At 59.1% G+C, this 12,079-nt stretch carries 9 protein-coding genes and 2 pseudogenes; 5 read left to right on the top strand and 6 right to left on the bottom strand.

All coding sequences use genetic code 11. The annotated features are described in order from the left end of the window. Positions 1-88 precede the first annotated feature (88 nt). Positions 89-1,435, top strand: coding sequence for an IS5 family transposase (locus HAP48_RS23730; protein WP_166209498.1), 1,347 nt, complete (start codon positions 89-91; stop codon positions 1,433-1,435). Here HAP48_RS23730 and HAP48_RS23725 read toward each other — a convergent pair. Both HAP48_RS23725 and HAP48_RS23720 read right to left on the bottom strand, forming a co-directional pair. Next, a complete protein-coding gene (locus HAP48_RS23725) occupies positions 1,419-1,871 on the bottom strand; it encodes an ABC transporter permease (protein ID WP_051346829.1) in 453 nt (150 codons plus the stop codon). The genes HAP48_RS23730 and HAP48_RS23725 overlap by 17 nt on opposite strands. Positions 1,872-2,038: 167 nt before the next feature. After that, entirely contained in the window at positions 2,039-2,290 is a 252-nt protein-coding gene (locus HAP48_RS23720; RefSeq protein ID WP_166209501.1) for a glycosyltransferase, read from the bottom strand. Between the two features lie 142 nt (positions 2,291-2,432). Between HAP48_RS23720 and HAP48_RS23715 the strand changes: the two genes are divergently transcribed. From HAP48_RS23715 to HAP48_RS23700, 4 genes and pseudogenes are all read left to right on the top strand, one after another. Further along, positions 2,433-3,323, top strand: a complete 891-nt coding sequence (locus tag HAP48_RS23715) for an acyltransferase (protein WP_165128029.1) — start codon at positions 2,433-2,435, stop codon at positions 3,321-3,323. 136 nt (positions 3,324-3,459) lie between these two features. Continuing rightward, the gene (locus tag HAP48_RS23710; RefSeq protein WP_166209504.1) at positions 3,460-4,380 is read left to right on the top strand and encodes a class I SAM-dependent methyltransferase; all 921 of its coding nucleotides are present in this window, start codon (positions 3,460-3,462) and stop codon (positions 4,378-4,380) included. Positions 4,381-4,481: 101 nt separating this feature from the next. Continuing rightward, positions 4,482-5,403 (top strand): annotated as a pseudogene (locus HAP48_RS23705) (IS481 family transposase); the annotation flags it as partial. 138 nt (positions 5,404-5,541) lie between these two features. Further along, positions 5,542-5,868, top strand: a complete 327-nt coding sequence (locus HAP48_RS23700; protein WP_156929102.1) for a hypothetical protein — start codon at positions 5,542-5,544, stop codon at positions 5,866-5,868. A gap of 644 nt (positions 5,869-6,512) precedes the next feature. Here the strand turns inward: HAP48_RS23700 and HAP48_RS23695 are convergent. From HAP48_RS23695 to HAP48_RS23680, 4 genes and pseudogenes are all read right to left on the bottom strand, one after another. Beyond that, positions 6,513-7,864, bottom strand: a protein-coding gene (locus tag HAP48_RS23695) for an IS3 family transposase (protein ID WP_166208706.1) whose coding sequence is annotated in 2 segments (ribosomal slippage) — positions 6,513-7,528 and positions 7,528-7,864 — 1,353 coding nt in all. Because the reading frame shifts where the segments join, the coding sequence is not laid out codon by codon here. 245 nt (positions 7,865-8,109) lie between these two features. After that, positions 8,110-8,220, bottom strand: a pseudogene (locus HAP48_RS23690) (transposase domain-containing protein); the annotation flags it as partial. A 749-nt stretch (positions 8,221-8,969) separates the two neighbouring features. Next, positions 8,970-10,007, bottom strand: a complete 1,038-nt coding sequence (locus tag HAP48_RS23685; protein WP_029085061.1) for a zinc-dependent alcohol dehydrogenase family protein — start codon at positions 10,005-10,007, stop codon at positions 8,970-8,972. Further along, positions 10,004-11,215 (bottom strand): protein BatD, encoded by a 1,212-nt coding sequence (locus HAP48_RS23680; RefSeq protein WP_166202884.1) that lies wholly within the window; start codon positions 11,213-11,215, stop codon positions 10,004-10,006. The genes HAP48_RS23685 and HAP48_RS23680 overlap by 4 nt, the downstream gene beginning before the upstream one ends. Positions 11,216-12,079: the final 864 nt, after the last annotated feature.

Raw genomic sequence — 12,079 nt, 5'->3', positions numbered from 1 at the left:
GTGTTTTGTGCATCGGAAGCTTGCAATTTCGTTTTCGAGATTCCCTCGACGGGCGAAGCATGATTCCCTGTCCGCATCGGAGGGCACGATGCGGCCGAAGAAGCACAAAACGACGGGAGCGAACGATTTTTTCCGGGCGCGGCTCGACCAGATCATCAATCTGAAGCACGAGCTGGTCCGGCTCACCGGCAAGATCGATTGGGACTGGATCGACGGCGAGATCGCGCCGCTCTACAGCGAGAACGGCCGGCCGGGGATTGAGACCCGCTTCGTGATCGGGCTGTTGTTGCTCAAGCACATTTACGGGCTGTCCGATGAGGGGGTATGCGAACGCTGGGTCCACGACCCGTATTTCCAGTACTTCACTGGCGAAGAGTTCTTCCAGCACGCATTCCCGCACGAGCGCTCGGACCTGAGCCATTGGCGCAAGCGGCTCGGCGACAGACTGGAACTGCTATTGGCCGAGAGCCTGCGGGTGGCGCACGACGTCGGCGCGTTACGCGGCAAGGACCTTGAGCGGGTCACGGTCGACACCACGGTGCAGCCGAAGGCCATCACCTTTCCGACCGATGCCAAGCTGCTGCATGCGGCGATCCAGGGGCTCAACCGCCTAGCGAGGAAGCACGGAGTGCGGCTGCGGCAATCCTATTCTCGGATCGCCAAGGCCACCGCGATGATGGCGGGACGCTACGCCCATGCCAAACAGTTCAAGCGGCACCAGCGGCAGTTGCGCATCCTGCGCAGCCGCCTGGGCCGGATCATCCGCGACATCCGCCGCAAGATCGAAGGCCAGGATGCGCTCGAAGAGGCGTTCGCACTCCCGTTGAGCCGGGCCACGCAGATTCGCTCGCAGCAGCAGCGCCAGCGCGGCTGGAAGCTGTATTCCTTCCATGCCCCCGAGGTGGAGTGCATCGGCAAGGGCAAGGCCAGCGCGCCTTACGAGTTCGGCGTGAAGGCTTCCATCGTCACCAACAACCGGCCTGCTCCCGGCGGCCAGTTCGTGCTGCACGCCAAGGCGCTGCCCGATAACCCTTACGACGGTCACACCCTGCGGGACGTCATCGACCGAACCGAGACACTCACCGGCTGCGCGATCGAGTGCGCCTTTGTCGACAAGGGATACCGCGGCCATGACGCACAGAACCCGCGCCGCGTCTTCATCTCCGGCCAGAAGCGCGGCGTCTTCGGCACTATCAAGCGCCAGCTGCGGCGCCGCTCCGCTATCGAGCCCGTGATCGGCCATTTGAAGGCTGACGGACACCTCGGCCGCTGCTACCTCAAAGGCCGCGCCGGCGATACCGCCAACGTCATCCTCTCCGCCGTCGGTTACAACTTCCGCCGCATCCTCGCCTGGCTAAGGGCTCTTTGGTACCTCTTCCTGGCTGCCTTCTTCTCAGTCACCAGCCACCGCACACCACTCAAATCGGCTTCTTAACCGACGACAAAATAAACTGCGTAAAATGAACCAGCGGTAACGCAAGCTGCGTAACCTGCATCTCTCCGCGCACAACAAGGATGGCTAGTAGTAGTGCGAGACCTACCAACATCGTGACAGAAGAAACCAGCACCGACTTTACGGCAATGAGTTCCACCGGAAAGATCGTTCCCTTAAGCAATGACCGATTATCAGCGAGGCTGCTTACGCCGGCGGACAGAGCCTCACTGAATCCAAGAAACGGGATGAGCCCCGAAAAGATGATAAGAGTATAGTCGAACGAACTCTTGCCCGGAATCCGCACCTGCAGGATAAGACTGAACACTAGGCTGTAGAGTCCCAAAAAGATCACGGGAAACAGGACCGTCCAGGCTAATCCAAAAAAGCTCGCTCCATGGCGTTGGCGCAAGTCGTGCAGGAAGGTTGCAAGCACCATCCAACGATTACCCCAAATGAGCCGAACTGGCGCAACTAGCATCCTTTTTCGCGCCCCGTAGAGCAACGTCCGTTCGCTCTACGGCTCCCTAGGTGCCTTTGGCTTTTTGGATCACGCACCGAACCTCCGCTCCGGCGCAGACAGGAAACTTAACGCACGAAATCCAGTCATGCCGCACAGCGTTGTTTCGCCGGCTTCATGAGGCGCGCATAAATATCCAGCAACTTCTTCCCCTCGAGTTCCCAGTTGATGCGCAAGCCAGCTTCAACAGCCGCACACTTGAGTTCAGCATAATGTCCGGAATCGGCAAGAGCCGTCGTTATGGCAGCGGCAACGGCCTCCGGCTTGTCTAGATTGGTGACGACACCGAAGCCGTGCTCTTCTGCTACGTCGCGCAAAAACGGCAGATCGTTTGCCAAGAATGGCACTAAGCGCCCGTCGACTATCGCTCTCAACCGAAACTCAAATCTCGCCCTGTTGCGAGTCGGCGCCTGCTTGGCAGTCGTCCTGCTGCACACCAGCGCGGACCATCTATATTTATGGAGAGGTCGGCCAGCTTTCTTGGAACTTCGCGAACCTCGTCAACTCGTCGACGCGCTGGTGTGTATCAGTCTTCGTGATGATCAGCGGTGCCTTGATCGCGTCCAAACCAATCGAGCAACCTCTCGCATTCATGTTCCGCCGCGCGCGCACCACTGTGGTGCCCATCGTCGTTTGGACCGCCGCCTATCTGTGGTGGAGGTCAGCTTATTACGACGAGCATTTCACCGCTCTGTCGGTCGCGAAGGAGGTCTTTTCCGCCCCCCCTATTATCATCTGTATTTCCTTTTCCTGATCGGCGGTTTCTATGTCTTCGCACCGCCAATTGCCGCCGCCATCAGCATTTTGCCCCGATCGCAGAGCCTCGTCATGTCGGGATTGGCGCTCGCCTTCGCGTCAATCACGTTGACCGCCCAGGGTCTTAACTCTAACGCGCTGACCTTCTTCGTGCCGTATCTTGGCTACTTCGCTCTAGGTGCGCTGTTGCTCGATGCCCGCGTGCGGCCCGGCCCAACCGCGGCGCTGTTCGCTTGCGCGGTCCTGATAACCGCGGCACTCACCTTCGTCGTCGTATCCAAGCGCGGCGTCAACAGTCGGTGGGGGCTGTATTTCTACAGCTACTCTAGTCCGACCGTCCTGATCATGGCGCCGGCGGTTTTCTGCCTTTTTAACAGCCTGAGAGTACCCGTGAGCTTCACCCGATGGCTCACCGCTTTCGTGCCATTGACGCTCGGGATCTATCTTGTTCATCCGATAGTGCTCGAAACTCTGCGATGGCAGTGGGGGCGCTTCGCGCCTGCACTACTGCGGCCTATTCTGGATATACCAATCACCTTCGTTCTCACGGTGATCATCTCGGCTGCCTTCGTGGGTCTAGTCAGATGCATTCCAATCGTACGGCTTGCCGTTTGACACCCCGAGAGCACATCAGCCATTTTCGCGATCTTTGATCGTACCGAATTCATACCGCTGATAGAACTGCCTACTCTGACCGCTACGCTTCTCAACAGTTGCCGGAATATCTTTCTAGATATCTGAAGACAAGAGAGTGAAATTGAATTTCCAAGAGAAAGTCGGTCACATCGATCGGGACGAGGTTATCCCCCTACGCGTTGAGCAAATTGAGAGCAAGATAACGCCGGACCCGGTTTATCCGCTGGCTCATGCCATTGACGTTGCACGGATACTGGAGGAACACGATGGCGGCTTCATCGACATGATCAATCGGTTCTTTGACCTCAGGGACGACGAGGTCGGTCGGAAAATGCCACACGGACGAGGACTCGTGTTTGCGCGTCGCATCGGCGCCGTCAATGAGTGCATCGCTGAGACCTCTGCAATCCTCGGTAAGATCGGCAAGCCGTTTCCGCCCCGCGACAAGGTGCACATCGATGTCGGTTGCGGCATGGGCTTTGGCATGGCGGCCTCCTCCAAGAGTTCTTTTGGACAAAATGTGATCGGGATCGATCTTGCCCCGCATTATCTCGTAATGGCAAAGCGGCTACTTGCCGAACAAGGCGTCGAGGGGGCGAGGCTAGTTTGTGGCGACGTTTGTGACGGTTGGCCGATCGAGCTCGATGACCACAATGTCGGATTTATTTCGATGGAGGGCGTACTCGAGCACATCAAACGCCTTCCTGAATTCTTCGCAAATGTACGCAAGCTGCGGAGCTTTCCTTCGGCGATCTATTTGACGGTACCGTATCGCTGGACGTTCCAACCTGAGCCCCACTTCAACGTCCGAGGAGTCGGACTTATGCCGCGCTCTTTACAGGACCGCTATGTTGCGTGGCGCCTCGGAGAAAAAGAGATCGACCACGTCGAGCAGTATTCCGTCAATTCTCTGCGGCGAATGCTGGCGTCTCACGTTGAAGACCGCACCCACATCACGCTGAACTCCACCGAGCTGCTCAAGGCACACTACCTCAAGTGTGTGATCTACATTGAGAGCGCGGCAGATTTCAGATGAACGAAACGCGGCGTTCTGATCGATGCGCTTTACGCCAGAAAGTTGCAGAAGCGCCCAATTTTGGGGAGCCGCGCCTCGAGTTCGATATCACCCTCGCCCACTCCAGGCGCTACGGGATCAACCAGAAGACCGTCGCGAAGTGGAAGCAGCGCGAGACCGTCGCCGATCGTTCGACAGGCTCCGGGAAGCCAAGTCGACAATCCTTTCCATCGAGGAGGAGGCGATCGTCGTCGCCTTCCGGCGGCATACGCTACTGCCGCTCGACGATTGCCTCTATGCCCTGCAGCCGACCATCCCGCATCTGACGCGGTCGTCCCTGCAGCGCTGCCTTCAGCGCCACGGCATCAGCCGATTGCCGGAGGTTGAAGGCGGTAAGCCTTCGAAGAAAAAGTTCAAGGCTTATCCGATCGGCTATTTCCACATCGACATCGCTGAACTCCAGACTGCCGAAGGCAAGCTCTACCTCTACGTCGCAATCGATCGCACCAGCAAGTTCGCCTTCGTGCAACTGGTCAAGAAGACGGGAAGGACCTCAGCCTCGGCCTTCCTCGAAGCTCTGATCGCGGCTGTCCCCTACAAGATCCACACGGTTCTCACCGACAATGGGATCCAGTTCACTTTCCCGCCGCGCTATGCGGACGGCCCGGCGGCAAGATACGTGACGCATATGTTCGATATGCGATGCCAAGGATCGAACATCGGCTGACCAAGATCAAGCATCCCCGGACCAATGGCCAGGTCGAGCGCATGAACCGCACGATCAAGGAAGCGACCGTCCAACGGTACCATAACGATCGACACGATCAGCTCGAAGCTCACCTTGCCGAATTCATCACCGCCTACAACTACGCCCGGCGCTTGAAGACCCTGAAGGGCCTCACACCTTACGAACACATCTGCAAATGCTGGACTTCCCAGCCAGAACGATCCAGACTCAACCCGCTCCAGCAAATGCCGGGACTAAACACCCTCGTCCTGTCCCCGCGGTCATGCGCCAACATCAGGCCGGGATCTACTGTCTAAAATGACGGGGGACGTTGCAAGACAGCGCACAGCGCTACCGGCACGCTTACCAGAATCAAAAAGCCAAATCAGGTAGGTTCGCTCTTGGATGCCGTCGGTTAGAGTTGCTTCTTTTTGTAAGCTCAAAAGGAGGGCAGTGTGAGTGAAGAACTATACGACGGGATGCTTGACGCGATCCCACCAAATCCCGCCAGGGCAAAGAACTACGTAGAATTGCTCGCGCTAATGAAGGAACAGCAGAAGATCGCCGAGCGCGGCGTCCGCCAATCACCTGATGATTTCTGGATGGACCAAAAAGGTCCAGTCGTTGCTCACTGCGCGCGAGCGATCGTTCCTTCTGGAGCCCCAATACTACCTTCCGGTCCGCAGGATCCAGACATCCCGCATGCAAATCGTTTAAATCGTCTGATCAAGATTCGCGTCTACCGACAAGGCCTCAAAATGACGAACGGATTCAACGGCTGAGAGTCGTCAGCCTAAGGTCGCAACCTGGGCCAGACACCTAAGTCGGCCGGTGCGGCGATAAGGTTCAAGGGCAGACATGAAAACTCGCCACTTGCGCGCCGGCTATGGGCGTCCGAAGATATTTCTATTTCAAGCGACGACTGGATGGGTTCGTCCAGGCTCTTCTTTTCGTCCAAAGCCAACTTTCAAGTTCAGCAATTTGGATCGAGAATGATTGGGGAATTTGGCATCCTGAGTATGATCTCGGGATCCGCCCTGGCCTTGTACGCACGTCGGCATCGATCGAAGGTCTTGGAGGCATGCGCTGGCGCACTGCTAATTCTTGGCCTCGCCTGCTTTGGCGCGTCACTGCCGGAGTGAGCATCCAATCTCGCGGAACTAGGCGTCTGCTCGCGCGGCAACAGAGCGCATCCCGGGTCGCACACAACTCGCGGCCGCGTCTATTATCCAGGTCGGCCGCGAGTTGCTAGAGAAGATGGTGCTTGGCCATTGCAATTTCTTGCCGTGGATTTAATCTGAGTTGGGATGACGGATCAGACTGCGCGAAACTATATGCGCGTCGCAACAGAGTGTCCGTCGTCAGATAATTTGCGACTAATCAGGCTTTTCGAGAAGGGAGGCTCTGGCTCATCTGTTGTTGGAGTTTAAGCGGCCTGCAGTTGGTGCTGCAAGCGGCGGTTTGCGATGGTCTCACGCTTGATGCGCTGTCGTTCGGTTAGGATGGTCTCGGCTCTGCCGAAGTAGACGTCAGCCGGGGTCAGGTTTTTGATGCTCTCATGATAGCGGACGTGGTTGTAATGCTCGACGAAGGCGCCGATCTGCCGTTCGAGGTGGTGAGGTAGATAATAGTTCTCGAGCAGAATGCGGTTCTTCAGGGTCTGATGCCAGCGCTCGATCTTTCCCTGGGTTTGGGGATGATACGGAGCGCCGCGCACGTGCTGCATGCCCTTGTGTTCGAGCCACCTGGCCAGATCGTCCGCGACGTAACTCGAACCATTGTCGCTGAGAAGCCTCGGCCGGTGCGCGACGGTGATGTGGTCAAGGCCGGAGGCCGCGAGTGCCTGGTCGAGTGTGGCCGTGACGTCGGAGGCACACATCGTGGGACCAAGCCTCCAGGCGACGATGTAACGCGAGAAGTCATCGAGCACGGTCGACAGGTAGTACCAGCCCCAGCCGGTGATCTTGAGGTAGGTAAAGTCGGTCTGCCAGAGCTGGTTGATGGCGGTGGTCTTGTCCTTGAACTCGTTCGCCGCCTTGATCACCACATAGGCGGGGCTGGTGATGAGGTCATGCGCCTTCAGCAGCCGATAGACCGATGCCTCGGAGACAAAATACTTCCGTTCGTCGGTGAACCGCACGGCCAGCTCGCGCGGCGACAGCTCGGGCAGCTCCAGCGCCAGGTCGATGATCTGGCCCCGCACATCGTCGGGGATGCGATTCCATATCCGGTCAGGTCGAGACCGGTGGTCAGCCAGCGCCTCGACGCCGCCATCACGATAGCGATCATACCATCTATAAAACGTGGCGCGTGGGATCCCGAGCTTGTCCAGCGTGCGCTTGGCCGGCAGGTGCGACTGCTCGACCAACTGGATGATCTCGGCCTTCTCGGACGCAGGATATCTCATGCCTCGTCCTCCCCATCCCCGTTCATGCTTTTTTTGAGTAGGCGGTTCTCAAGGGTGAGGTCGGCCACGACTTCCTTCAATGCGGCCGTCTCACGACGGAGATCCGTCACCTCGCCGGAGGTCGCCGCACGCGCCGTATCGCCCGCCAGGCGGCGCTTACCGGCTTCGAGGAACTCCTTCGACCAGCCGTAATACATTGAGGCGGCAATGCCCTCACGCCGGCAGAGCTCGGAGATGTTCTCCTCGCCCCGCAGTCCTTCCAGCACGATGCGGATCTTCTCTTCCGCCGAATACTGCCGGCGGGTCTGGCGCCGAATGTCCCTTAGTACCTGTTCTGCCGGCGCTTTGCCCGGTCCGGATTTCTGCTTCATCTTCGCTCCTGGTGGCTACGATGAACCAGAAATCCTCCCTCCGCAAAATCCTTCAATTTGTCTCACACGCCCTGACGGCAAACACGCCATAGTAACCATAACCGCGATCGTCGTAGCCAGGGCTGCCGTGAAAGCCGTAGCTCCGGCGCATCACATAGCCGTCGTCATAGCCGTAATAGCGCTGGACGTAGCGGGGCCCGCGGGTGGAAGCAGCGGCCGCACTCGTTGCGGCGTATGCGTCGTTTTCAGGCCACGGCTTTGAGGGCTTGAGCGCGGTAGGCCCAGGGCAGTAGCTGGTCGATGTCGCGGTTTGGATGCCCGTTGACGATCCTTGTCAGGACGTCGGTGAGATACGCGTCGAGCGCGTCGGTGATAGCGGTCACGAGATCGCTGGAAATCAGAACCTGACTCAGCGCCGCATTGGTGTGGAGGTCGGGGGGCCCACGGAAGCTAGGGTGGTGGCAACGTCGGGGTTCCCGCTGAGCTGCTGGGCGATCTGCACGTCATCAGGGTTCAACGGAGCGGTTGCCGAGCCGAACCTGATGTCCTGGCGCACGCCTGCCTGTTCGGCCGCGTGCCTGCCCCACGCCGCGGCCTAAGCCTTGAGCTGAGCGATGTCCTGATCCGTGAGCGTCTGCTTGTTCCGCAGTGGGCTCGGCAAGCCGGCTCTAGCCGGCCGTGTACTGGCCGCACCGGTGCCGCGCCCAGCGTCTTGGCTTGGATCCGTATCGCGTCAGCCTGCTGCTTGATGCCCGTGATCCCGAGGGCTGCCTTTTCAGCTAGGCACCGTCTTGGGTAAACAGCTACGAGAAATCGGTCGAGTATTTCAGCGCCTGGTTTAGGCCCGCCGCCCGTGAGTGCACCGCGGTAGCGCTCTCGTCTCGTGAAACGCCTTTGTACTGTCCTGACGCCTGGAGCAACTGAACGCTCAAGATGCTGAGGCTTGTGCGCTGCTCGGCCATCTCCTTTCGTCAATTGTTATCGCCTGTGCCGCGGCGGCGACGCGCGCCCTTCGATTTCGTTCGTTGCAACTTCAGACACTTTCGTCCTGGGCTGTGTCGACCTCTTTCTTCCGCCCGCCGACACCACTACCCTCCTCGTTGTGTTATGTCTCGATGATCACCTTCAAGGCCCCGGTCTCTGCCGCACGCGAGAACATGTCGTAGGCCTCCATGATCTCGTCGAGCTTGACGCGGTGTGTAATCAGCAGCTTCGGTTCGATGCGGTGGGAAAAGACCGTCTTCAGCAGCATGGGCGTCGAGACAGTGTCCACCAGCCGCGTGGTGATCGATATGTTCTGGGACCAGAGCCGTTCCAGATGCAGATCGACCTTGACGCCGTGTACGCCAGCGTTTGCCACGACGCCGCCCGGCGAGACGATGTCGGTACAGAGTTTGAAAGTCGCCGGTACACCGACGGCCTCAACGGCAGCATCCACGCCCTCTCCCCCCGTGAGCGCGCGAACCTTCTCAACTGCTTTGCCGTCGGCGCTGTTGACCGTCTGTGTTGCGCCAAACTGGCGCGCAATGGCGAGACGCTTGTCATCGACATCGATCATGATGATCTCGGCAGGCGAGTAGAATTGTGCGGTCAGCAGCGTAGCCAAGCCGACGGGGCCGGCACCGACGATGGCGACGGCGGAGCCGGGCGAGATCTTGCCGTTGAGCACGCCGCACTCGAATCCGGTGGGAAGGATGTCGCTGAGCATGACGAGAGCTCCCTCATCGACCCCATCAGGCAAATGGTGGAGACTGGTGTCGGCATGCGGCGTCCGGACATATTCGGCCCGCGTGCCGTCGATCTTGTTGCCGAGGATCCACCCGCCGGTGCGACAGTGCGAATACATACCTCTCCGGCAGAAGTCGCATTTGCCGCAGGACGATATGCAGGAGATGAGGACGCGGTCACCCGCCTTGAAAGCGGTCACGCCACCGCCAACCTGGTCAACGACGCCCACGCCCTCATGGCCTAGAATTCGGCCGGGCTGACAGGTCGTTACATCGCCCTTGAGGATGTGGAGATCAGTGCCGCAGATCGTGGTTTTCACGATCCGCACGATGGCGTCTCCGGATTCCAGGATGGCCGGTTTCGGTCGCTGCGCGAGAGACTTTTTACCGGGCCCCTCGAAGATGAGCGCTTTCATTTCGCATCACCTCCTTGCGTATTCAGTCCGCCGGTTTTGCCTCGGGCAATTGCCATCGTCGCCCGGTAGAGCCGAACCGTGTAGTTCCAGACTTTGGTGATCGGCAGGCAGTTTTGGATCTTGCCGTCGTAGCCTCCAAACTGGCACCGCAACTGAGCCGTCCGAGCCAGCCGCGCACTGAGCTTGCGAACGCATCGGTGGTCATGCCGGCATACGGCACCGCCATTAATCTGCACCAGGCCCTTCTCGCCGCTGGCGGCAAGCGCCCTGCTGTCCTTCTCCAGAATCGCTTTGAACGGCTGCCGCGGAAGAGCGCGCGCTCGACCACGCTGATCTCGGCGTCGAGTACAGGATCGTGGGCAGCGAGCCGCAATGCCTCGATCGCATGCGTGGCGCGACCGGTTCGAACTGTTGCAGCCAGTCGCGCGCGAACACGTCGCGCAATACGCCTCACGACCGGCGTGCGCCGGACGTACCAACCGGCGATGCGCCGCTCGCTGACGGGTTTGCCTCGATATGCAGGTCACCGCATCGAAATGCGTCACGTAGATTCTTTGCGCGCCGACGTCTGAAGCGACGATTGAGCGGGGTAGAGCATGAGCCCGTCTCGGACAGCAAATTTCGCCGGCGACAACAGCATCGTCGGAATGCCCTCGGTCCTCGATAGTGACGGTTCGCGTCACGGCATTCCCGGTCTCGAGCTGATCCGACGAGCGATTGATGGTCAGCGCGATCGACAGACTGCCTGCAGCGAGGAAGGGCAGATCGGATGCCACATGCGGGATGAAGGGCTGAAATGCGATCCGGGGGAGCGTGAGCGTTGCCTCGCGTGTGGCCGGCGGATCGACCGCGTATTTGGCGACGATCGTCAGACCAGAGATCGCATAACTGCCCGGCTCCTGCGGATGGATCGCGAATTCGAACCGGACGCCGCCATAAGTGAGGCCGTCGCGCTCTTCGCTCTCATTGGGGCTGCGCAGCAGGCGCGTCAGGGCATTTGACGGTTGGAACTCTGGCAGCTTGGGCGGCGCCGTCATGTAGTTCGGCGCCAGCACCTCGATCCGCTGCGTGGCGGCCTGTCTCACCACGACGCAGGGCGGATCGAGCGTCACCCGCAGGATCGGCTCGGGCGTGTTTTTCTGAGCGTGGGCCGCGCATGGCGCCAGCGAGCCAAGCATCGGGGCTGCGTTAGACAGCGGATACCTCATTGCTTCGCTCCCGCCGGCTGCGTCGCATCCTGGGGGGCATATTTCAGCTTGAGGACATCAGCAGGCGTGGCCTGAACCTGTCCAGGCTTCAGCGGCGCGGGACGTGGTCAGGTCTGCCGGTGTAACCTGATCTTCTGGCCGCCCTTCTGGGCTGGGTCGATCCGACGGCCTGCCAAATAGTCAAGCCCCTCATCGACGACAATTGCCGCAAGCGATCAACTACCAATGCTCGCAATTGACCTGCTGATGGGGCATGACCACCCTAGTTAATGATCGTCACTGAAAACTGTGCCGATCCGGCTGCATCACATGCGTTGAGGCATAAAGTCATCATCGGCCGATGAGCACGAAAAGGATATGGCTAAAACACACTTGGTATGTTTCCTTCAACCAGTCGAAGGGGCCAAATCGATACCCCATTCGAGAAACCAGAACCTTTCCAAGTGAGGCTGACGCGAAGAGATTCGCGGACGAACTGCTGAACAGTCCACCCGCGAGTTCGACTACCATACTGGCTGGCACGATAAACCCACATTATCCAAGGCGCGTAGTCGGATCGAGCGACATAGTACGTTGGATACGTGGTCGCAACTGACATAATCGACATTCATTCGATCCCCATCAGAAAATAGTCTCGAGCGCTTCAGATTTCTGTGGGACGCCGATCGTGAGACTACGATCCACTACCATCTCTGAACCGGTAATGTAAGAGGACTCGTCGCTGAGTGGGAACACCACTGCCTCAACGCTGTCTGCTCGGCCGTTAACGACGGGACGAATGCGTTTCCGGTCCCTCTAATCTTTGGCGCCCCGAATGCATCGTACCGCGCCGGAACCGAGAGCGGCGGAAGCGCGGATCTGATC

It is taken from the genome of Bradyrhizobium septentrionale (genome assembly GCF_011516645.4).
GTDB lineage: Bacteria > Pseudomonadota > Alphaproteobacteria > Rhizobiales > Xanthobacteraceae > Bradyrhizobium > Bradyrhizobium septentrionale.
This window is presented reverse-complemented; position numbering and strand designations above follow the sequence as displayed.

Coding starts and splice junctions, on each gene's coding strand:
- HAP48_RS23730 (WP_166209498.1), top strand. CDS start 89: ATGCGGCCGAAGAAGCACAAAACGACGGGAGCGAACGATTTTTTCCGG.
- HAP48_RS23725 (WP_051346829.1), bottom strand. CDS start 1,871: ATGGTGCTTGCAACCTTCCTGCACGACTTGCGCCAACGCCATGGAGCG.
- HAP48_RS23685 (WP_029085061.1), bottom strand. CDS start 10,007: ATGAAAGCGCTCATCTTCGAGGGGCCCGGTAAAAAGTCTCTCGCGCAG.
- HAP48_RS23680 (WP_166202884.1), bottom strand. CDS start 11,215: ATGAGGTATCCGCTGTCTAACGCAGCCCCGATGCTTGGCTCGCTGGCG.